General features: G+C 33.0%; 25 protein-coding genes. 6 read left to right on the top strand and 19 right to left on the bottom strand.

What is annotated here, in order from left to right; all coding sequences use genetic code 11:
• The first annotated feature begins 60 nt into the window (after nucleotides 1-60).
• Nucleotides 61-480: a nucleoside-diphosphate kinase gene (locus FLAPXU55_RS16740; RefSeq protein ID WP_031456090.1), complete on the top strand. Its 420-nt coding sequence runs from the start codon at nucleotides 61-63 to the stop codon at nucleotides 478-480.
• A gap of 110 nt (nucleotides 481-590) precedes the next feature.
• Here the strand turns inward: FLAPXU55_RS16740 and FLAPXU55_RS16745 are convergent, their stop codons facing one another.
• The 3 genes from FLAPXU55_RS16745 to FLAPXU55_RS16755 all read right to left on the bottom strand — a co-directional run bounded on the left by FLAPXU55_RS16745 (nucleotide 591) and on the right by FLAPXU55_RS16755 (nucleotide 2,165).
• Nucleotides 591-1,307: a hypothetical protein gene (locus FLAPXU55_RS16745; RefSeq protein ID WP_053473814.1), complete on the bottom strand. Its 717-nt coding sequence runs from the start codon at nucleotides 1,305-1,307 to the stop codon at nucleotides 591-593.
• Between the two features lie 140 nt (nucleotides 1,308-1,447).
• Nucleotides 1,448-1,744, bottom strand: coding sequence for a DUF721 domain-containing protein (locus FLAPXU55_RS16750; protein WP_180859595.1), 297 nt, complete (start codon nucleotides 1,742-1,744; stop codon nucleotides 1,448-1,450).
• On the bottom strand, nucleotides 1,725-2,165 hold the full coding sequence (locus FLAPXU55_RS16755; RefSeq protein ID WP_180859597.1) for a hypothetical protein: 441 nt from the start codon (nucleotides 2,163-2,165) through the stop codon (nucleotides 1,725-1,727). Before FLAPXU55_RS16755 ends, FLAPXU55_RS16750 begins: the two co-directional genes overlap by 20 nt.
• A gap of 389 nt (nucleotides 2,166-2,554) precedes the next feature.
• Between FLAPXU55_RS16755 and FLAPXU55_RS16760 the strand changes: the two genes are divergently transcribed.
• Together FLAPXU55_RS16760 and FLAPXU55_RS16765 are read left to right on the top strand one after the other, a co-directional pair.
• Nucleotides 2,555-3,073, top strand: a complete 519-nt coding sequence (locus FLAPXU55_RS16760) for a putative periplasmic lipoprotein (protein WP_180859600.1) — start codon at nucleotides 2,555-2,557, stop codon at nucleotides 3,071-3,073.
• Between the two features lie 93 nt (nucleotides 3,074-3,166).
• A complete protein-coding gene (locus tag FLAPXU55_RS16765) occupies nucleotides 3,167-4,237 on the top strand; it encodes a serine hydrolase domain-containing protein (protein ID WP_180859602.1) in 1,071 nt (356 codons plus the stop codon).
• A gap of 16 nt (nucleotides 4,238-4,253) precedes the next feature.
• Here FLAPXU55_RS16765 and FLAPXU55_RS16770 read toward each other — a convergent pair whose 3' ends face one another.
• From FLAPXU55_RS16770 to FLAPXU55_RS16825, 12 genes are all read right to left on the bottom strand, one after another.
• Nucleotides 4,254-4,850, bottom strand: coding sequence for a Zn-dependent protease (locus FLAPXU55_RS16770; RefSeq protein WP_235992081.1), 597 nt, complete (start codon nucleotides 4,848-4,850; stop codon nucleotides 4,254-4,256).
• 205 nt (nucleotides 4,851-5,055) lie between these two features.
• Nucleotides 5,056-6,009, bottom strand: a complete 954-nt coding sequence (ftsY, locus tag FLAPXU55_RS16775) for a signal recognition particle-docking protein FtsY (RefSeq protein WP_180859604.1) — start codon at nucleotides 6,007-6,009, stop codon at nucleotides 5,056-5,058.
• A 267-nt stretch (nucleotides 6,010-6,276) separates the two neighbouring features.
• The gene (locus FLAPXU55_RS16780; RefSeq protein WP_008468081.1) at nucleotides 6,277-6,429 is read right to left on the bottom strand and encodes a DUF4295 domain-containing protein; all 153 of its coding nucleotides are present in this window, start codon (nucleotides 6,427-6,429) and stop codon (nucleotides 6,277-6,279) included.
• 77 nt (nucleotides 6,430-6,506) lie between these two features.
• Nucleotides 6,507-6,689, bottom strand: coding sequence for a 50S ribosomal protein L33 (gene rpmG / locus FLAPXU55_RS16785; RefSeq protein WP_008253902.1), 183 nt, complete (start codon nucleotides 6,687-6,689; stop codon nucleotides 6,507-6,509).
• 27 nt (nucleotides 6,690-6,716) lie between these two features.
• Nucleotides 6,717-6,953: a 50S ribosomal protein L28 gene (rpmB, locus tag FLAPXU55_RS16790; protein ID WP_008468080.1), complete on the bottom strand. Its 237-nt coding sequence runs from the start codon at nucleotides 6,951-6,953 to the stop codon at nucleotides 6,717-6,719.
• A 71-nt stretch (nucleotides 6,954-7,024) separates the two neighbouring features.
• Nucleotides 7,025-8,278, bottom strand: coding sequence for a competence/damage-inducible protein A (locus FLAPXU55_RS16795; protein ID WP_180859606.1), 1,254 nt, complete (start codon nucleotides 8,276-8,278; stop codon nucleotides 7,025-7,027).
• A 196-nt stretch (nucleotides 8,279-8,474) separates the two neighbouring features.
• A complete protein-coding gene (locus FLAPXU55_RS16800; RefSeq protein ID WP_053473805.1) occupies nucleotides 8,475-8,819 on the bottom strand; it encodes an Hpt domain-containing protein in 345 nt (114 codons plus the stop codon).
• Entirely contained in the window at nucleotides 8,819-9,430 is a 612-nt protein-coding gene (locus FLAPXU55_RS16805; RefSeq protein ID WP_056201799.1) for a fumarylacetoacetate hydrolase family protein, read from the bottom strand. The genes FLAPXU55_RS16800 and FLAPXU55_RS16805 overlap by 1 nt, the downstream gene beginning before the upstream one ends.
• 97 nt (nucleotides 9,431-9,527) lie before the next feature.
• Nucleotides 9,528-10,298: a 3'-5' exonuclease gene (locus FLAPXU55_RS16810; RefSeq protein WP_053473803.1), complete on the bottom strand. Its 771-nt coding sequence runs from the start codon at nucleotides 10,296-10,298 to the stop codon at nucleotides 9,528-9,530.
• A gap of 206 nt (nucleotides 10,299-10,504) precedes the next feature.
• Nucleotides 10,505-11,863 (bottom strand): dihydrolipoamide acetyltransferase family protein, encoded by a 1,359-nt coding sequence (locus tag FLAPXU55_RS16815; RefSeq protein WP_180859608.1) that lies wholly within the window; start codon nucleotides 11,861-11,863, stop codon nucleotides 10,505-10,507.
• A gap of 83 nt (nucleotides 11,864-11,946) precedes the next feature.
• Nucleotides 11,947-13,110, bottom strand: a complete 1,164-nt coding sequence (locus tag FLAPXU55_RS16820; protein WP_180859610.1) for a glycosyltransferase family 2 protein — start codon at nucleotides 13,108-13,110, stop codon at nucleotides 11,947-11,949.
• 30 nt (nucleotides 13,111-13,140) lie between these two features.
• Nucleotides 13,141-14,322 (bottom strand): BamA/TamA family outer membrane protein, encoded by a 1,182-nt coding sequence (locus FLAPXU55_RS16825; RefSeq protein ID WP_235992084.1) that lies wholly within the window; start codon nucleotides 14,320-14,322, stop codon nucleotides 13,141-13,143.
• Nucleotides 14,323-14,441: 119 nt separating this feature from the next.
• Between FLAPXU55_RS16825 and FLAPXU55_RS16830 the strand changes: the two genes are divergently transcribed.
• The gene (locus tag FLAPXU55_RS16830; protein ID WP_180859612.1) at nucleotides 14,442-15,023 is read left to right on the top strand and encodes a hypothetical protein; all 582 of its coding nucleotides are present in this window, start codon (nucleotides 14,442-14,444) and stop codon (nucleotides 15,021-15,023) included.
• Between the two features lie 284 nt (nucleotides 15,024-15,307).
• Here the strand turns inward: FLAPXU55_RS16830 and FLAPXU55_RS16835 are convergent, their stop codons facing one another.
• Nucleotides 15,308-16,495, bottom strand: a complete 1,188-nt coding sequence (locus tag FLAPXU55_RS16835) for a DUF5009 domain-containing protein (RefSeq protein ID WP_180859614.1) — start codon at nucleotides 16,493-16,495, stop codon at nucleotides 15,308-15,310.
• Nucleotides 16,496-16,622: 127 nt separating this feature from the next.
• Here FLAPXU55_RS16835 and FLAPXU55_RS16840 point away from each other — a divergent pair, with 127 nt between their 5' ends.
• Both FLAPXU55_RS16840 and FLAPXU55_RS16845 read left to right on the top strand, forming a co-directional pair.
• Nucleotides 16,623-17,360 (top strand): tyrosine-protein phosphatase, encoded by a 738-nt coding sequence (locus FLAPXU55_RS16840; protein WP_180859616.1) that lies wholly within the window; start codon nucleotides 16,623-16,625, stop codon nucleotides 17,358-17,360.
• A 27-nt stretch (nucleotides 17,361-17,387) separates the two neighbouring features.
• Nucleotides 17,388-18,359 carry a T9SS C-terminal target domain-containing protein gene (locus FLAPXU55_RS16845; RefSeq protein ID WP_180859618.1) on the top strand — a complete coding sequence of 324 codons (972 nt, stop codon included), beginning with the start codon at nucleotides 17,388-17,390 and terminating at the stop codon, nucleotides 18,357-18,359.
• Here FLAPXU55_RS16845 and FLAPXU55_RS24205 read toward each other — a convergent pair.
• The 3 genes from FLAPXU55_RS24205 to FLAPXU55_RS16855 are packed head-to-tail and all read right to left on the bottom strand — an operon-like array spanning nucleotide 18,343 to nucleotide 19,482.
• Nucleotides 18,343-18,609 carry a DUF4386 domain-containing protein gene (locus FLAPXU55_RS24205; RefSeq protein WP_317169657.1) on the bottom strand — a complete coding sequence of 89 codons (267 nt, stop codon included), beginning with the start codon at nucleotides 18,607-18,609 and terminating at the stop codon, nucleotides 18,343-18,345. The genes FLAPXU55_RS16845 and FLAPXU55_RS24205 overlap by 17 nt on opposite strands.
• A 13-nt stretch (nucleotides 18,610-18,622) precedes the next feature.
• Nucleotides 18,623-19,033 carry a DUF4386 domain-containing protein gene (locus FLAPXU55_RS24210; RefSeq protein ID WP_262891000.1) on the bottom strand — a complete coding sequence of 137 codons (411 nt, stop codon included), beginning with the start codon at nucleotides 19,031-19,033 and terminating at the stop codon, nucleotides 18,623-18,625.
• 17 nt (nucleotides 19,034-19,050) lie between these two features.
• Nucleotides 19,051-19,482: a DUF6326 family protein gene (locus tag FLAPXU55_RS16855; protein ID WP_180859620.1), complete on the bottom strand. Its 432-nt coding sequence runs from the start codon at nucleotides 19,480-19,482 to the stop codon at nucleotides 19,051-19,053.
• Between the last annotated feature and the right edge of the window lie 69 nt (nucleotides 19,483-19,551).

Genomic DNA, 19,551 nt, shown 5'->3' on the forward strand with positions numbered 1-19,551 from the left:
TTAATTAAAATCAATTCACAAAAAAAGTCTACTTTTGCACAAAATTTAATAAAATATAAAATGGCAACAAATAGAACTTTTACAATGATTAAACCAGATGCTGTTGCAAACGGACACATCGGGAATATCTTAGCAATGATCACTAATGGTGGTTTCAAAATCGTTTCATTAAAATTAACTCAATTAACTGTAGCTGATGCAAAAGCATTTTACGCAGTTCACGCAGAAAGACCTTTCTACGGAGAATTAGTTGAATTCATGTCACGTGGACCAATTGTTGCTGCAATTTTAGAAAAAGACAACGCAGTAGAAGATTTCAGAACTTTAATTGGAGCTACAAATCCAGCTGAAGCTGCTGAAGGAACTATTCGTAAAGCATACGCAACTTCTATTGGAGAAAATGCAGTTCACGGATCTGACAGCGACGAAAACGCTGCAATCGAAGGTGCTTTTCACTTTGCTGGTAGAGAGCAGTTTTAATTTATGATTTTAGAGTTCAGTCCCGATAGCTATCGGGATAGATTGCTGAACTTAATAAACAAAAAAATCCCGTTTCATTTGAAACGGGATTTTTTTATATCGAATACTGATTAAAGCTTATCTGCTTTTTTAACCAATTTCTCAACTTTTTCATCAAGATCTTTTAAAAGTTCTTCTAATGCACTTTCGCACATAGGCAATACTTTATCAAGACTTAAAACAGGAACTCCACCTACGATTGTTCCAGTTTTCTTAGAGTTTGCCCCTTCAGAAAAAGCAAATACTTTTTTTCCTGTTTTATCGTATAAAGCGATTCTGGCATAAGCTTTCATTTTTATTGTTCCAGTTCCTCCAACAGCGAATCCTTTTACTACAGCAAAATGAATTTCTGTAAATAAAACACCATCAGCTGTGTCTTTAAACATTTGAGCAGACGCTACTTCATTGGCAGAACCATTCATTCCTTCATAAATATATTTATATCCAGGATAGTTAATAATGGTACCGCTTTCTCCGCCTTCTCTTGCAAATTTAGGAGTAAAAGCAATGTATTCCGGCTTCTGAGTCACTTCAGTTTCAGGAAGTAAATCAAACGGAAATTTTTTAGCATAATCATTAAAAAATGCATTGTGATATTTCTCTAAAATTGGAGAAAGGTTAAAATTTGGGTTGTTTCCTAAATCAGCTATTGCAGCCAATCCATTTAAACCCAACTCCGAAAGATCTATTGTTTTATCTGTATAAAAAGATACAACGGCAACTTTTTTCTTTTGTGAATAACTGTTTAAGGCAAATAATACGGTTAAAATAAGTAATACTTTTTTCATGTTTTGGTTTTGTTTTTTATTTGTTTATTATTAATCAAGCATTTATTAAAAACCACTTAATGCTCAAATATATCATAAAAAAAACACTTCCATTATGGAAGTGTAAAATTTATTTTTAAGTTTCAAATAACAATTTAAAATCAGCGTAAAACCACATCTTTTACAACTTCACGCCCAAGCTCTTCGTTAATCATTTTAACGATTTTAGACTTTCCGTGACTTAATTCCTCTCTTAAAACAGCCGATCCAAGTTCAACATACAGCGTACTTCCTTTCAAAACAACATTTTTAGTATATGTTTTTACACCATTCCCCATTAATTGCGCCCAGGCTTCTTTTACATCAATCTGATCCATTCCAGGCTGTAACTTATTAACCTGAATAATTTGTTGTAAAACAGCCCCAATCGTACTTTGGTTATTTAGTCTTTTTGCCATCGTTTAAAATATTTATTGGTCCTGTTTTTTTATAATAATATTCTTTATTCTGATCATTTTTTACGACAAACCCTTCATCCGAAATCGAAATCAATTCCTCAGTCCATTTAGCATAATCTGTATTATAATCCAGAAAAGTTCCCTTATCCGTAAATCTTACTGAAACATTTTCAAAAGTATCAGTAGTTAAAAAAGTTCCGTCAAGCTGTGCCATTACTTTAGTACGAGTCCCTTTTGTACCTTTAATTTTAAAAAAATCAAAGTTTTCATTCATGCCATAAGCCTTTTCCTCCCCTTTATCAAAAACCACTTTTTCAATTTCCCAGTAACCATTTAGTTTTTCAATATCTGCCGGTTTTATTTCCTGTTTACAGCTTACAAACAAAAGCGACAAAACCAAAATCATAAAAGCATTTTTCATAGTAAAATATAATATTAATAAGGAGCTGTTTCCTGCTGTCCGCTATATCTTTTATGGCCTCGTTAAAAAGACGAGGCCATAAAAGGATGCCGCTTCCATCAGGGCTAGGACTCCCGTTTTCAAAAGAAAATTTAGAGAATTACAAAGGTAACTTTATAAATTTCAAAAGAAATATTTTAATCAATAATTATCTCATTTTTCTAATACTTTATTTCCTAAATCTTTACAGACTATAAAAAAGCCTATTCTAACAATCTTATGTCATATCATGGTAGATTTTAATGCAAATCTGTCAGACTTTTGCAGCAAAATTATTTCAGTTACATTTTCCTTTAAAGAAGATAATTCCAATTAAATTTTTATACATAAATCCTTTTATTAAAAATAGAATGAAAAAATATTTCATAATAGCATTAAGCACCCTGCTCTTAATTTTTGGATGTAGTAAAGCAAAACCCAAAAACATTGCACTCACAAAACCTGTGTATGTTCAAATAAATAATTATCATCAGCCTGAAGAAAAAGAAAATAGCGCACCTTCCCTAAAAGATGATTTTTTACAAAACAAAAATTCAAAAAACTCACCAGTAACAATTGTAGCTTCCAGCCTATCGAGAGCGCAGTACTCTGATCATAAAGACATTAAAATCGTTTTTAAAAATTCAAGCAAAAAGAGTATTCAGGCAATTAAACTGGAATGGTACTGCGAAAACTCATTTGATGAACCCGCAAATGGCAGGTATTTTTATGGAAAAGGAAGATCTACGGGAGAGATAGCAAATTTACTAAAGCCTGGTATGATCGAATCAAAAATCTGGGAAGATTTTTCTACAGATGCAAACCGTATTATAAAAGTAAGAGCTTACTATGTAGTATTTACAGACGGAACAAAATGGGAGCTTAAATAAAACATTTCATGGTTAAATATGTAAAATAAGTTTTCCCACTCATTAAACTATTTTACATATTTTTGGTCAAACCCCAAACCAAAAACAAAAGCCATGACCAAAACTATTTTTACAATCCTGACAGCCTTATTATTGATAAGCTGCAGCAAAGATTCAGCAGAACCAGATCCGGTTCCAACTCCATCAGAAAGCATGTATTTCCCTCCATTAACCGGAACAACATGGGAAACAAAATCCATAGCCGATTTAAAATGGAATCAAAGTGCTGTACAGCCACTTTTAGACTATTTAGAACTAAAACATTCTAAATCATTCATCATTTTAGTAAATGGCCGAATCGTTTTAGAAAACTACTTCAACGGACATAACGCTTCAACAAATTGGTATTGGGCAAGCGCCGGAAAAACGTTAACTTCAACCGTTACCGGAATTGCACAACAGGAAAACTTACTAAACATCAATAATAAAGTTTCTCAATATTTAGGCACTGGCTGGACAAGCGAAACGTTAGCACAAGAAAACAAAATTACCTGCAAACATTTACTAACCATGACATCCGGGCTTGATGATTCAACCGATGACGTAGATCCCGCAGATCTAATCTACAAAGCCGATGCAGGAACAAGATGGGCTTATCATAATGTTTATGTAAAACTACAAGATGTTGTTGCAAGTGCAAGCGGACAAACCTGGGAAAATTATTTCAATGCCAAATTAAGAGACAAAATCGGGATGAATGGTACCTGGCTAAAAATTGATGTAAACAGCGTTTATGCAAGTACTTCACGAAGCATGGCACGTTTTGGGCTATTAATGCTGAATAAAGGCAAATGGGAAAATAATATCATTTTAAATGAAGCCTATTTCAATGAAGCAACAACAACTTCACAAAACATTAATTTAGGGTACGGATATTTATGGTGGCTAAATGGTAAAAGTTCCTATCATTTACCGCAATCGCAGCTTACTTTTCAGGGAAGCGTAATTCCAACCGGACCAAGCGATATGTTTATGGCTTTAGGAAAAAATGACCAAAAAATATATATAGTACCAAGTAAAAATATGGTAGTTATCAGAATGGGAGAGGCTGCAGATAATGAAAATCTTGCCTTATCTGATTTCGATAAAGTTTTATGGGAAAAAATTAGCGCTTTATATCAATAAAAGGACTGCACAAAATTTAAATTAACTGCCATCCTTTAGATTTTAAAAAGCTTTTGCAATCATTGCAAAAATCTTTTTCTTCATCCAGTGGGTTTCCTCCTTCAGCATCACGCATTAAACATGTTTTTATTGCACAATGCGGTAAACCCGCTGTATGACCTAATTCATGTAAAACTAGTTTATAAAACTGTTTATTTTTATTTTTGACAAACAATCTAAAATCCGAGACTACACAGGCTTTTCCGGGTCTATAACCTAATCCCATTACACCCCAATCTTTAATTCCGTTTTTAGTTGTACTAATATCCGAATTTGATAATCCAACTATCACAGAATCTTTGCCAATATTATCTTTAAGACTTTTAATTATACTATCAGCACGGTATCTATTCCTTGGTTTATAATAGGAGTTTTCAGGAAACGAAATATTTGATCTTAAAACTACTTTTGGATTTATAGCTTTAATTTCTTCAAAAACCTTTTTAGCCTGTTCGGTTTTAAAACTACCTAAGGGCTGAATAACAATTACTTTTTGATTTTTATTACTTTCGTTTTTTCTGTTTGTACAAGAAAGTGCAATAAAAAGAAAAACGAAAAAGCAATATTTCATCATCAAAAAATGTATTAATAAATTACTGTTTAGTTCGCAGTCTTTTAAGAACTCCCATAAAGAAGAAACCTATTCCCAGAACTAATAAAACGTAATAAAAAGAAAGACTATTATCTCTCAAAATATTTGCAAAAACAAAACATATAACGCTTGCAAAATAAAAAGCAACAGCCGATATATTTTTAAAAGAAGAAAAACTCATTATAAATTATTTAAAGAAACTATCGACGAATTCATATTTATTAAAGACTTGTAAATCTTCAATTCCTTCGCCAACACCAATATATTTAACCGGAATTTGAAACTGATCTGAAATACCAATTACTACACCGCCTTTTGCTGTTCCGTCTAATTTTGTTACTGCTAATGAAGTTACTTCTGTCGCAGCTGTAAATTGTTTCGCTTGTTCAAAAGCATTTTGACCTGTTGAACCGTCTAAAACTAGAAGCACGTCGTGCGGCGCATCAGCAACCACTTTCTGCATAACACGTTTTACTTTCGTAAGTTCGTTCATCAAATTGATTTTATTATGCAAACGTCCGGCAGTATCAATAATTACAACATCAGCATTTTGAGCCACCGCAGACTGCAAAGTATCAAAAGCCACAGAAGCTGGATCGCTTCCCATATTTTGTTTTACGATTGGAACGCCTACACGATCCGCCCAAACTTGTAACTGATCGATAGCAGCGGCACGGAAAGTATCGGCAGCACCTAAAACCACTTTATAACCGGCTTTTTTAAACTGATAAGCCAGTTTACCAATTGTTGTAGTTTTTCCAACACCATTAACTCCCACAACCATTAAAACGTAAGGTTTTTTATCTTTTGGAATATCAAATTCGGTTGCTTCGCCTGTATTGGTTTCAGATAATAATCCGCCAATTTCATCACGAAGAATTTGATTTAATTCCTCAGTTCCTAAATATTTATCTTCAGATACACGTTTTTCGATTCTTTCGATGATTTTCAATGTTGTATTTACACCAACATCTGAAGCTACCAAAACTTCTTCAAGATTATCTAAAACATCATCATCGACTTTAGATTTTCCTGCAACAGCTTTGCTTAACTTAGAGAAAAAAGTAGTTTTTGTTTTTTCAAGACCTTTATCTAAAGTCTCTTTTTTTTCGGTAGAGAATAATTTTTTAAAAAAACTCATTTTTTAATTTATTGTTAGTTTTAGATTGTTTCTAAGAGCTTTGAAACAATCTTAATGTTTATAGAATGCCTTTTGTTTTAATTTAACCCCAATTACACGATATCCTTCTATTTGTCTTTTTTAAACAAGTAAAGATAAAGAGTCTGATGGGAACAAATGTTTAAAAAAAACACAAATTGATTGGTTTCTATAAAATTTTAAACAAATATAAAAAATAAAAAAGCTACTTCCGAATGAAAGTAGCTTTTCTATATATTGTAATTGTAATTATTTCTTTTTCAAGAATTCATCAACTTCTTCAGGAGCCATAATAGATTCTACGAATGTATATGCGCCAGTTTTAGGAGATTTTACCATTTTGATGGCTTTTGATAATCTCTTAGAAGATGTTTGTAACGATGCTACGGTTTTCTTTGCCATGATTCAAATGTTATTTGAAGTTTTTTATAAAACTCTAAATGGCAAAACCATTTGAGATTTACAAAAATCTCTAATTATTACTTAATTTCTTTGTGAACAGTTACACGTTTCAAGATTGGATTAAATTTTTTAATCTCTAATCTGTCTGGAGTATTTTTTTTGTTCTTAGTTGTAATATATCTAGAAGTTCCCGGAACACCAGAAGTCTTGTGCTCAGTACATTCTAAAATTACCTGGATTCTATTACCTTTCTTTGCCATCTTGCTATATATTTATTTAGGAAAAGATTATTTGATAAATCCTTCTGACTGTGCTTTTTTCAAAACAGCAGTGATTCCATTTTTATTAATTGTTTTTATCGTAGATGCTGCTACTCTAAGAGTAATCCATCTATCTTCTTCTGGAAGATAAAAACGCTTTTTAACTAAGTTTACAGAAAACTTTCTCTTAGTTTTGTTCATAGCGTGAGAAACGTTATTTCCTACCATCGCTCTTTTACCTGTAAGGTCACAAACTCTTGACATTATACTTATCTTTTATCGTTATTCAAAATCAGGGTGCAAAGAAAAGAAAAATAAACCATTGTAGCAAAAAATTATTGCACAATTTTTAAAATTTCTTTTTGTAATATTTCTAAACTCTTAATAGTTGCTCTATCTATCACTTTTTCACGTGGTTGGCCAAAGTTAAATTCTTCTGTAATTACTCCCTCTGGTGTAGCCAAAGCGATAAAAACAGCACCAATTTCAGCATTTGAGTCTCCTTTTGACGGACCAGCGTTCCCGGTTGTCGCGATTGCATAGTCGGTTTTTAGTATATCTTTCACATTCAAAGCCATAGCCGCTGCAACCTCAGCACTTACTACCGAAAATTGATCTATTAAATCTTGCGACACGCCCAAAACATTGACCTTCGCTTCTGTCGCATACGAAACCACACTTCCTTTAAAATATCTTGACGCTCCCTGCACAGATGATAAAAGCGAAGCAATTTTTCCTCCAGTGCAGCTTTCTGCTGTAGAAATCGTTTTGTTATTTTTAGCCAGCAATTTACCCACTACGGTTTCAATCGTTTCATTTTCTTCATAACCCACTATAATATCATGAATTATAGCATCTAATGATTGCACATTTTCTTCGATTGCTTTTTCTAATTCTTCTTTATCTGTTCCGCGGGCGGTCATACGCAAGCGAACTCGTCCGGGATTTGGCAGATACGCCAGTTTGATAAATTCAGGCAGATTATTTTCCCAGTTTTCAATACGTTCTGCGACTAAACTTTCGCCCTGACCGTACGTTAAAATGGTTTTATGAATAATATAAGGACGTTTATATTCTTTTACAATTTTTGGAATTATCTCATTTTCTACCAGATATTTCATTTCATACGGAACACCCGGAAGCGAAACAAATACGGTATTTTCCTTTTTCATCCACATTCCCGGCGCAGTCCCCATTTTATTATGAAGAACGGTGCATTTTGAAGGAACAAGAGCCTGATCTTTATTTAGCTGTGAAATTGGTCTTTTATAAAACCCTTCTATAAGTTCTGTTACGTGAGCCAGAACTTCGGGATTTACAACCAGCTGATCATCAAAATAATCACAGAAAGTCTTTTTGGTGATATCGTCTTTTGTCGGACCTAAACCTCCGGTAATAATGACTATATCAACTTTGTTTTGCAGCTGTGCAAAAGTGTTTAAAATATGCTGTTTGTCATCACTTATTGAAATCATTTCATAAGTCTCGACACCTATTCGATCCAGTTCTTTGGCTATAAAATTTGAATTTGTATCTACAATTTGACCAATTAAAATCTCATCTCCAATGGTAACTATTGTTGCTTTCATAGTATTAAAAGTTTTACTTATAAAGGTATAAGTTTATTTATGAAGTAGGATTGCGGAAATGATTTGAGGCAGAAAAATTTAAAAGATAATTTCTTTTATCTTTTAATAAGAAGTTAAAAACCAGAAAAATGGATTGAAATAAAATTAAAAAAAATGATTCCGCTTTTCAGTTTAAAAAAGCGGAATTATATGAATTTTAGACGTCAAAATCTTTTTTGATTTCTTTAATTGCGTCTTTTACCTGCACTTTTATACTTTTAAAAGTCTCGATAATATCTTTTTTCTTTCCTTCTGCTTTTGTCCACGCTTCGACTTGCAGGATTTCTTCAAATGCAACATTCAACCCCATTAAGTCTAATGTAGGTTTAATTTTATGCGCATACGAATAAGCGTATTTATGATCCTTTTTCTTAATTCCTTCTTTGATTTGTTTCAAATCCTCGGGAACCTCTGTAACAAATAATTTTAGAATTTCGTTTACAAATTCGGGGTCATTGTCTGAAAGCGCATACACTTTCGAAAGATTATACTTTAAAGCCATTATTTTACTTGTATTCTGAATAATTTTTTATCTTCTAAAAAGCCTTCCAAAACATCATTTGGTTTTACCGGCGCAACACCCGCAGGTGTTCCTGTAAAAATAATATCTCCAATTTTTAAGGTAAAAAACTGAGAAACATAAGAAACCAATTCATCAATTTTCCAAAGCATAAAACTCGTATTTCCTTTTTGAACTGTTTCAGAATTATTTTTGAGCTCAAACGTAAGATTTTCTAATGAAACAAAATCACTTTTTGGTAAAAAATCTCCAATTACTGCTGAACCGTCAAATGCTTTTGCTTTTTCCCAAGGCAGTCCTTTTGCTTTTAATTTATCTTGTAAATCTCTGGCAGTAAAATCAATACCTACACTAATATCGTCATAATATTTATGTGCAAACTTAGGCTCAATATACTTTCCAACCTTATTAATTTTCACAATTATTTCTAATTCGTGATGAACTTCCTCAGAAAATTCCGGAATTACAAACGGATGCTGCTTCAACAAAACCGCCGAATCCGGCTTCATAAAAACCACAGGCTCATCTGGACGTTCGTTTTTTAATTCTTCAATATGATTGGTATAATTTCTACCGATGCAAATGATCTTCATTATTTTTAGTTTTCAGTCACAGTTTTTCAGTCGCCGTCTTCACTAATACAAAATCAGTTTCAGCATAAAACTGAACACTGAGACTGCGACTGAGAACTTATTTTGTGTTTAATTTTCTCAATTTAATTCCTGTCAAAACTTTTTTAGTGTACAAAGGAAAATCGGCATTTTGAATCCAGCTGAAATATCCTGGTTCTGTTTCCAGTACTTTTAAAACTTTTGCCCCTTTGTGTTTTCCGAAAGTAAAAATTTCTTCGTCGTCTTTATCAAAAGCAATCATTCCGGCAAAATCGGCGATTTTTTTACGGGTTGTAAATTCAGATAATGATTTCATGTCATTTTCCAGTTCAGGATAACGATCTAACTGCGCTTTCAAAATCTCGTAGGTTGCCATCGTATCTGCTTCTGCAGAGTGTGCATTTTCAAGACTTTTTCCGCAGTAAAACTTCAAAGCAGCACTTAAAGTACGTTCTTCCATTTTATGAAAAATAGTCTGAACATCTACCGAAACTTTATTTTTCATATCAAAATCGACTCCGGCGCGCAGTAATTCTTCTGCTAATAACGGAATATCAAAACGATCTGAATTAAAACCTCCCAAATCACTGTCTTTTATCATATTATGAACCAGCGGTGCCAATTCCGCAAAAGTAGGCTCGTTGGCTACTTTTTCGTCAGTAATTCCGTGAACAGCTGTTGTTTGTGGAGGAATTGGAATCGTGGGATTAACCAGCCAGGTTTTACTTTCTTTATTTCCGTTTGGAAAAACTTTAAATATCGAAATTTCTACTATTCGATCTTTACCGATGTCAATTCCAGTTGTTTCAAGATCAAAAAAGCAGATTGGTTTGTTAAGTTTTAATTCCATTTTTAATTTTTATAAGATTACAAATGTAATTTTTTAATGCCAAAGTTCCCGCCCAAATTTCTATTTTTTTGACCAAAATTGGCTTTTTTTGTTGGTTTTGCATTCAAAATTAAACCAAAATAAGTCTCTTTTCTGTTTTTCTTATAAACGAAAAAACCCGAAAAACTTTTCAATTTTTCGGGTTTTAAATTTTATTTATGAATCGATTAGAAATCTCTGTCTACATCAAAAGCTTCTAAATATTCTGCTACTCTTTTTACAAAACTTCCTCCTAATGCTCCGTCAACAACTCTGTGATCGTAAGAATGCGATAAGAACATTTTTTGACGGATTCCGATAAAATCTCCTTCCGGAGTTTCAATAACCGCAGGAACTTTACGAATTGCTCCAAGAGCTAAAATACCCACTTGTGGCTGATTGATAATTGGCGTTCCAAAAACACTTCCAAAAGTTCCAACATTTGTAACGGTGTAAGTTCCGCCTTGTGTATCGTCTGGTTTTAGTTTTCCGGCTTTTGCACGGTTTCCTAAATCGTTTACCGCTTTAGCCATTCCAACAAGGTTTAACTGATCTGCATTTTTAATTACAGGAACAATTAAATTTCCGTTTGGTAGCGCTGCCGCCATTCCTAAATTGATATTTTTCTTTTTGATGATGTATTCGCCATCAACAGAAATATTCATTCCAGGGAAATCTTTTAAAGCTTTTGCAACCGCTTCCATCATAATTGGTGTAAAAGTCAGCTTCTCGCCTTCTCTCTTTTCAAAAGCCGTTTTAACTTTATCTCTCCATTTTACAATGTTCGTTACGTCAACTTCAATAAATGACTGAACGTGAGCCGAAGTTTGTACAGAAGCCACCATGTAACCAGAAATCAGTTTACGCATTCTGTCCATTTCGATGATTTCATCACCGCCATTTACAGAAACCGGAACTGCCTGCTGGCTTTTTTGAACTACTTGTTCTGGCGCTTTCGCAGTTTCAACAGCTGGTTTTGGAGTTTCAACCACTGCTTTTGGTGCTTGCTCAACTACTTTTGGAGCCTGAACAATTCCTGCTTTGCGGTCTTCTATATATTTTAAAATATCATCTTTCGTTACTCGGCTGTCTTTTCCTGAACCTTGAATATTATCCAATTCAGCAAGAGAAATACCTTCTTCTTTTGCAATATTTTTTACTAAAGGAGAAAGGAATTTTTCAGATCCGGAAAAATCCTGAGGAGCAGCAACTTCTTCTTTTACTGCTTCAATTGTTTTTTCGATTTCTACAGCTTCTGCAGGAGCAGCAGTTTCTACAGCTGGAGTTGCAGCCGGCGCATCACCACCTTCAGTTTCGATAATTGCAATAGTCTGCCCTACCTGAACTAAATCATCTTTGCCAAATAATTGTTCAACTAAAATTCCAGATACTTCACTTGGCACTTCACTGTCAACTTTATCAGTTGCAATTTCCAGTACAGCTTCATCAGCTTCAATTTTGTCTCCCACTTCTTTCAACCAGTTAGTAATGGTTGCTTCAGCGACGCTCTCTCCCATTTTAGGAAGCTTTAATTCAAATCTTGCCATATTATTATTCTAAAGGGTGATTTTGATTTTCTGATTGCGAAATTACTGAAAAATTTAAATATAAATTACACTTAATATAATTTTTACTGAATTTTTCTGATTTGCCCCCTGTCGTTTCTTGAATTACTTCCAATAATAAAATTGGTGTTTTTGGGGAAAATCTTAAAAGTAATGTTCTTATCTTTAAGAGTTTCTATGATATTGATACATTTTTTGAATGAAACATAGTGATTATCCAAAATGATCTCTGCCTTTTTTCCCTTTAAAATCAGCGACGAATTTACCATTTTTTCTTTTTTGAAATCTAAAAAACTAACTTTATTTTCCAAAATCGAAGCCAACTTTTCAGACAAATTCTCATTTTCAGAGTATAAAATATAACTTTCCGGCAACAGTTTTATTTTAGGTTTTCCCTGAAACATTTTTACAAATGAAAAAAAACAGGTTCCAACCTGAATGAAAAAGCTAAAAAACCATGATTTTTTAAAATGCTTTTGGTAGAAAAAATTCATTGCATCCTGAAAACGTTTCATATACAATTCATCTTTAACGGTACTTTCTCCTTTATAGTGTAAAACGGTTGTTTCGTGAAAATAATAATTAGATTTCTTTAATAAAAGTGCCCTGTAAGACAAATCAATATCATCTGCATACATAAAGCAGTTTTCATCAAAGCCATTTAATTTTTGGTATAAATCTTTTTCCAAAAACATAAAAGCACCTACAAGAATCTCCACTTTTCCGGTTTGATTTTCATTTAAATGCCGTGCATAATATTGATTAAAAAGATTCCATTTTGGAAATATTTTATACAAACCAAAGATTTTGGTAAAAGCCACCCACGGCGATGGAATGCCGCGTTTACTTTCTGGCAGGAAACTTCCGGTTCCGTCAATTAATTTACAGCCAATAATTCCTAAATCCTGTTTTTCTTCGGCGAAAGCCAAAATCTTGGTAAATGTATCTTCGGCAACAACGGTGTCGGGATTTAAAATACAGATATATTTTCCGCTGGCTTGTTCAACCGCAATATTATTTCCTTTTGGAAAACCAAAATTTTCCTGGTTTTGAATCAATTTTACTTCAGGAAATCTCGTTTTTATCATTAAACAGCTGTCGTCAGATGAATTATTATCGATAACAATAATTTCGGCATTAAGACCGGCAATTGCTTCCTGAACACTTAAAACACATTGTTCCAGAAAGTAACGCACATTATAATTAAGAATGACAACCGATAATTGCATTGAAATTTTTGTAATTGATTTTGGGGAAAGTTAGAAATTTTCGGCCAAACCTAATCGCAATGACCAATCGTTTTTACTAATTCCGTAATCAAGCACTAAATTACTGTTGTTTTTCTTGTTCCATTTAATGCGTAATCCGGTTCCAACGGCGGGATTCCATTTTTTAAATTGATAGGTATCTAACTTTGAAACAGAAGAAACGTTGGTAAAAAATACAGCGCCCCAAAAACCGTTTTTTGAAATATCAGTTCGGTATTCGGTTTCAAAATAAATCAGCACATTACTGCGAAATCTGTTTCGGGTAAAGCCACGTCCGGTTCTTCCATCGCGATCCCAGCCAATACTTGGCAGATCTAAATAATGTGGTTTTCCACCAAAAGTTGACCAATAAAAAGCTCTGTAGGCTAAAACCCGATGTTTGTATTTATGAAAAGAATGGTATTTGCGGGCATCAAAATAAATCGAATTCCATTTTTTGCCTTCCACTCCGCTTGTATTGATTCGGTAATCTGCTTCGACGTATAAACCTTGTTCAGGATTTACATTGTTTTCTCTGGAATCATAAAGTCCCTGAATGGCAACTCCGAAGGAACTTTCGTTAGAGAAATCGCCGTTCATATATTTAGAATAATCAGTTTCTTCATCGATATACGATTCTTCAGAAATATTCTGATAATTATCAAACAATAAACCTAATCCTAATCGATAATTCCCGATTATTTTTCGGGTTGCAAACTGGTAAAAACGCCATTGCTGGTAATCCAGAGTTGACATTTTTTTATCTGTATTATGTCCGCCGAGACCGTACGTATCCTGAGGATAAATCATATAGCGATAATCACCTATAAAATTCCAGTAATTATCTTTCGTGTATATATAAGTTTGAATGGGGAAAACATATTGTTTGGTAAAACTAAAATAAGGCGAAAATGAAACCTGGGACATTTTGGTCGTATTGCTGTCACCCAAATAAAAAGTAGTTAAAAAAGAAACTACCAAACCGGCATTTTTATTGGCATCGATTGGAACGGGAAGCAATGAAAATGCTATTTTTTTATCCTGATTTTTTCGTAACGAATCGTTTTTATTAAAGAGCTTGTACAAAACATCCAGAATATCTTTGTTGTTATTTGAAATGGAGTCGTTTTGGCAATAGCCGAAATGCATTTGAAAAAAGAAAAAGAAACCTAACAGAACCTTTGCATTTTTCATGACGTAAGTTTTTCAGATACAACTTCTTACAAATTTAAAATTTTATTCAGAATATACGCTTCTTTCAAAATAAATAAAAAGAAAATTCTATTTTTGAAGTAAATCAAAATCTCTTTTCAATGAAAATCAAAGCAGTTGTTTTAATTGGTTCTCTCCTTTTTGTGTTTGCAATTTTAAGTTTCGCTTCCGCGGAAGAAGTTTCAAATTCAAATACAGATTTGGTAAAGACCTCAACTTGGTTTATTGCTGGTCCTGCCAAAGAAAATCAGGAAACAATTAATAGAATCCGAAAAGAAAAAGGGATAATTAAAGTTACAGCAAAAGATAATCCGGTTGGAGAAATTGAGCTGAATGTGATGCTTACAGAATCTGATTCAAATGACGGCAAACCAACAAATTTGTCTGAAAACTCAAAATATCTAAGTATTACGTATAAATCATCGCATCTTATAAAATTGCAAGCGCGCGAAGGAAACGCCGAAGGAACGGGATGTGTGCACGGCGGCTCGCATCCAAGAATAGATTTACCTGTTTCTGCTAAAAAATTCTCGACCATAAAAATTCCGTGGACGGATTTCAAACAAGACGCCGATCCAAACGGAAAGTCTTTAGATATTCATAATCTCTGCAAGTTCAATTTTGTGAATTACAATCCAGTTTCAGGTGCGACATTAGAAATAAAATCAGTTATTCTAAATTGAAATGAGGATATTTTAACGCAAAGCGCGCTAAGGTTTTTCGCAAAGTGCACAAAGTTTTTTCTAAGTGAGTTTTACAAACTGCAAAGTTCTCAAAGCTTTGTCAATACAAAGCTTTGAGAACTTCAGCTAATTTTTTAGCTACAACTTAAAAATCTTTATGCACTTTGCGAAAAACCTTAGCGAACTTTGCGGCTAATTTTTTAGCCACAGATTTAAAGGATTAAACAGATTAAAACTTTGTGTCCTTTGCGAAAAACCTTAGCGCGCTTTGCGTTACAAAAACATTATAAATGTAGCTGAATTTTAAACCTATTGAAGATTTTCATTACGAATAACATTATTGTTGAGAAAACCAGTGACCAAATAATTCCCGGAACTCCTTCTCTAAAATATTCTGGTATAATGTGAATTTTGAATGCGAGATTAAAATAATAAATAACACCCGGCAAAATATAAATCAATAACGGATTTGCTGCCGCAGGCATGAAAAAATCACTCCATTTGGTTTGTTTTTTAACTTCCATTAACCAATACAAACAGTAAAATAAAACGGTGCAAATTCCGGCAGAAATTAATGTCCATGATGGCGTTCCTTGTATTTTTGAAATTCCGTAATATGGTCGAAGGAAAAAACCAACGGCAAAAAACAAAACAATAAATCCTATTACAGGCCAATTGATTTTATTTTCTATTTTCTTGTCAAAAAAGAGTAATGAAATAATTATTCCGGCAGTTACTAAAGTTACATGCGTTAAATGTCCGGCTATAAAATGCAGCCATTCCGGCATAACTAAACCTTTTGTCAAATTAGCAGAATTTGCGGCAACACAAACTACAAGAAAAGCAATCATTGCCCATAATCTGCCTGAAACCAGCCAATAATAAATTACCGAAATAAGATAAGCCCAACCAATTAAACCCAGAATTCCCCACCATTTTGGCGTGATTCCTGTTTTTCCGGTTTCTTCCTGAACGTATAAAAAGTAAAGTGCAATTAAAACCAATATTCCGCCGTATTGAAGAATGTATTTTAACCAAACTGAAAAATCTTTTGGGTATTTATTCCAAATAGGAATTGGCATTGCATAAGCCAAAAGTCCCCAAAAAGCGGGCGCGATTATCATTTTTGTCGCATCGTAACCGTATTCGGCATTTACCATATAAACACCAATTATGATTAAGGCTACAGCACGTTTTAAAGTATGTGTCCAGATTACTTTTGGAGTGTCGCCTTTTATCAATCTGGCGTTAAAGGCAAACGGAACTGACATTCCGACTATAAATAAAAAAGCAGGAAAAACTAAATCGACAAAGGTCATTGCATCGGCATCGGCGGGCATATGTTTCATCCATTGCGGCACATTTTTGACACTTGCGAGTTCATTTACAAATATCATTACAAAAATGGTAATTCCGCGTAAAGCATCAATCGAAATAATCCTTTGATTATATAAATTCTCTTTAATTTTCATAAAATATTACTTTTTTATCAAATATAATATAATTCTAAAATGTCGGTTACATTGTTACATAAATTTTCTTTTGCAATATTTCTTTAAAGAGAAATAAAAACAACATCAATTCTTTACTTTTGCAGTTATGCTATCATTCTTTAAATCAAAACCTTTTTTAAAAGACCTTCTGGCGGGCGATTATGTCGATATTCACTCCCATTTGCTTCCGGGAATTGATGATGGCGCATCATCTATCAAAAAAACAATAAAACTTGTAAAGGCATTTCAGGAATTGGGAATTTCTCAGTTTGTAACTACGCCGCACATTAATCATTTTGTCTGGGATAATGCTGAACAGGATATTTTAGACCGACAAAAGGAAACTGAAGTTTTATTGAAAGAACAAAACATCAATATTCCGTTTAAGGCCGCATCTGAGTATTTTATGGATGACTGGTTTGAAAATCATGTAAAAACAGAAAAGCTTTTAACCTTAAAGGATAATTATGTATTGGTTGAAATATCGTATTTAAGTGCGCCTTTAAACTTATATAAAATCATTTTTGAGATACAGCTTGCAGGATATATTCCGGTTTTAGCGCATCCGGAACGGTATTTATATTTTCATAATAACTTTGAAGAGTATGAAAAACTAAAGAAAGCGGGTTGTTTATTTCAGCTGAATTTATTGGCTGTTATGGGTTATTATGGCAGCGAAATCACAAAAACTGCTGCGTTTTTATTAAAGAAAGGAATGTATGATTTTTCAGGAACCGATGTACATCACGGCAATCATATCGAATCTTTACATCAAAAAATAAAAATTGATTCAGTTGAAAACTTAAAGGAAGTTATTGCCAATAATCAGTTTTTTAGATTCTAATTTTTTTCCAACTTAAAGCATAAAAAAATGCTACGGATTTTACTATTTTTTATTCTGTCTGTTTTTTCAGTTAAAGCCCAAACTTCAGGCTGTACAGATGTGCTTTCAAAAAATTACAATCCAAATGCCGTGCAAAATGACGGAAGCTGTACTTATGAAAGTTTAAAACTAAGACCTGAATATTCCATTAAACTAAATGACTCTATTAAAGAAACTTCGGGTTTAATTGCTTTTGATGGTTTATTGTGGACTCATAATGATGATCACGATAAAACAATCTACGGATTAGATTCTTTGGGAAAAATCAAAAAGAAAATCATTCTGGATCAGGTTGTAAATCATGATTGGGAAGAGATTTCGCAAGACAGTTCGTATTTATATATTGGAGATTTTGGAAATAATTATAACGGAAATCGAACGGATTTAAATATCCTGAAAATTGAAAAAAAATCGTTTTTAGAAGGAAATCCCATTATCGAAAAAATCTTATTTCAATATGCTGACCAAACTGATATTTCAGCACAAAAACCAAATTCGACCGATTTTGACTGTGAAGCTTTTGTAGTTTCTAAAGACAGTATTTATTTGTTTACCAAACAATGGAAATCGTCTAAAACCAGTATTTATGTTTTACCCAATCAACCCGGAAATTATATTGCACAATTTAAAAGTACATTAGATACTAAAGGTTTAGTTACAGGCGCGACGTATTTTGAAGAAAAGAAAATCGTGGTTCTCTGCGGTTATTCTAAAACCGGAAAAACATTTCTTTATCTTTTATACGATTTTAAAAACAATGATTTTTTATCGGGAAATAAACGAAAAATCGATCTCAAACTTCCATTTCATCAAATAGAAGGAATTGCGACAAAAGATGGTCTTCATTATTTTATTACCAATGAATCTTTGGTTCGAAAACCCATTTTAAATAATCCGCAGCAAATACATTATTTAGATTTAGGTTCTGTTTTAAATCCATATTTTACTCAACAGAAATAGCGTTGTTTTTCGCTCCCATTATTAAAAGCCATAAACACGTTCCGATTTCGCCAAGAGTTGCCGGAAGTCTTACAAAAGAGGATATTCCGAGGTCAGCATAATTTGAAAACAATGCATTTCCCAAGAAATTTATTAAATAACTCACACAGCCAAGCATTAATAATATTCCTAAAAATTTGGGAATTATTGCTGATTTAAAAATTAAATATCCCAACGGAAACAGCCAAAGTCCCCAAAATACCTGAACGATTAAATTTCCGTAATCATATTGATTGAGATAAAAACATTACCAGATCTTTTTCCTCTCCGCCTGAATTAATTATAGAAAGTACTGCAAATTTATTCTGCATGTTTATAAAAGAAATTGGCACGCTTACAATCGCTAAAATAACCATATATATGGCGTACGTTTTATGAACGGGTTTTAATAATCTGTACAAAACCAAAGGCAGAAACAAAAAGAAAGTATAACAGATTAATCCGCTTACAATGCCAAGTCTGAAAAGAAATTCTGAATTAGCAATATTAGTAAAAGTTGCTGCAGCATCACTCCAGACAATTAATTTTGAGGGAACATATCCTAAACTAAAAATCCCGGTTACTACGACTACTAAATATAGTAAACCTGCGATTCTGCCTGTATTTCTAAACGATAGTTTTGATTCTTGATTCATACTTTTATCTTTAAAATTTAAACTTGTTTTGGCCATTTAAGTGCAGTCCAAAATATAATTGAAGTCAAAATACTTTCTATTATGGCGAGAAAAATGTAAAAACTCCACCAGGCTCCAGTTGTTGTAAATGCTATTAACAGCATTATGGCAGTATAAATAATTCCGAAAATGAGATTCAGCCAGCGGTTTATTTTTGGTTTTAAAACTACCGATGCAAAAATCATTAAGGCCGGAATCGCCATTAAAAGTGTTGCCAGAAATAATTTTACGGGAGAATCCAGCAATGTGTCTCCGCTTATAAAATCTTCGACTTTTTTTGGAACATACAGCGAAAAATAATCTCCATAGATATAACAAAACATTACGGAAGTCCACAATGCTGCAAGTTTGATTTTTGTGTTTATTTTAAAATCTTCAAAACCATCGGTGTTTATTTCTTTCTCACTCATATTTAAGGAATTAAGCTTTTAAATATGTCGGAGATAGTTCTAAAATGTTACAATTTGTTTTTTTTTCTA

Origin of the sequence: Flavobacterium panici, from assembly GCF_903819335.1 — a bacterium.
Taxonomy (GTDB): domain Bacteria; phylum Bacteroidota; class Bacteroidia; order Flavobacteriales; family Flavobacteriaceae; genus Flavobacterium; species Flavobacterium panici.

Coding starts and splice junctions, on each gene's coding strand:
- FLAPXU55_RS16740 (WP_031456090.1), top strand. CDS start 61: ATGGCAACAAATAGAACTTTTACAATGATTAAACCAGATGCTGTTGCA.
- FLAPXU55_RS16745 (WP_053473814.1), bottom strand. CDS start 1,307: ATGAAAAAAGTATTACTTATTTTAACCGTATTATTTGCCTTAAACAGT.
- FLAPXU55_RS16750 (WP_180859595.1), bottom strand. CDS start 1,744: ATGGCAAAAAGACTAAATAACCAAAGTACGATTGGGGCTGTTTTACAA.
- FLAPXU55_RS16755 (WP_180859597.1), bottom strand. CDS start 2,165: ATGAAAAATGCTTTTATGATTTTGGTTTTGTCGCTTTTGTTTGTAAGC.
- FLAPXU55_RS16760 (WP_180859600.1), top strand. CDS start 2,555: ATGAAAAAATATTTCATAATAGCATTAAGCACCCTGCTCTTAATTTTT.
- FLAPXU55_RS16765 (WP_180859602.1), top strand. CDS start 3,167: ATGACCAAAACTATTTTTACAATCCTGACAGCCTTATTATTGATAAGC.
- FLAPXU55_RS16770 (WP_235992081.1), bottom strand. CDS start 4,850: ATGATGAAATATTGCTTTTTCGTTTTTCTTTTTATTGCACTTTCTTGT.
- ftsY (WP_180859604.1), bottom strand. CDS start 6,009: ATGAGTTTTTTTAAAAAATTATTCTCTACCGAAAAAAAAGAGACTTTA.
- FLAPXU55_RS16780 (WP_008468081.1), bottom strand. CDS start 6,429: ATGGCAAAGAAAACCGTAGCATCGTTACAAACATCTTCTAAGAGATTA.
- rpmG (WP_008253902.1), bottom strand. CDS start 6,689: ATGGCAAAGAAAGGTAATAGAATCCAGGTAATTTTAGAATGTACTGAG.
- rpmB (WP_008468080.1), bottom strand. CDS start 6,953: ATGTCAAGAGTTTGTGACCTTACAGGTAAAAGAGCGATGGTAGGAAAT.
- FLAPXU55_RS16795 (WP_180859606.1), bottom strand. CDS start 8,278: ATGAAAGCAACAATAGTTACCATTGGAGATGAGATTTTAATTGGTCAA.
- FLAPXU55_RS16800 (WP_053473805.1), bottom strand. CDS start 8,819: ATGGCTTTAAAGTATAATCTTTCGAAAGTGTATGCGCTTTCAGACAAT.
- FLAPXU55_RS16805 (WP_056201799.1), bottom strand. CDS start 9,430: ATGAAGATCATTTGCATCGGTAGAAATTATACCAATCATATTGAAGAA.
- FLAPXU55_RS16810 (WP_053473803.1), bottom strand. CDS start 10,298: ATGGAATTAAAACTTAACAAACCAATCTGCTTTTTTGATCTTGAAACA.
- FLAPXU55_RS16815 (WP_180859608.1), bottom strand. CDS start 11,863: ATGGCAAGATTTGAATTAAAGCTTCCTAAAATGGGAGAGAGCGTCGCT.
- FLAPXU55_RS16820 (WP_180859610.1), bottom strand. CDS start 13,110: ATGCAATTATCGGTTGTCATTCTTAATTATAATGTGCGTTACTTTCTG.
- FLAPXU55_RS16825 (WP_235992084.1), bottom strand. CDS start 14,322: ATGAAAAATGCAAAGGTTCTGTTAGGTTTCTTTTTCTTTTTTCAAATG.
- FLAPXU55_RS16830 (WP_180859612.1), top strand. CDS start 14,442: ATGAAAATCAAAGCAGTTGTTTTAATTGGTTCTCTCCTTTTTGTGTTT.
- FLAPXU55_RS16835 (WP_180859614.1), bottom strand. CDS start 16,495: ATGAAAATTAAAGAGAATTTATATAATCAAAGGATTATTTCGATTGAT.
- FLAPXU55_RS16840 (WP_180859616.1), top strand. CDS start 16,623: ATGCTATCATTCTTTAAATCAAAACCTTTTTTAAAAGACCTTCTGGCG.
- FLAPXU55_RS16845 (WP_180859618.1), top strand. CDS start 17,388: ATGCTACGGATTTTACTATTTTTTATTCTGTCTGTTTTTTCAGTTAAA.
- FLAPXU55_RS24210 (WP_262891000.1), bottom strand. CDS start 19,033: ATGAATCAAGAATCAAAACTATCGTTTAGAAATACAGGCAGAATCGCA.
- FLAPXU55_RS16855 (WP_180859620.1), bottom strand. CDS start 19,482: ATGAGTGAGAAAGAAATAAACACCGATGGTTTTGAAGATTTTAAAATA.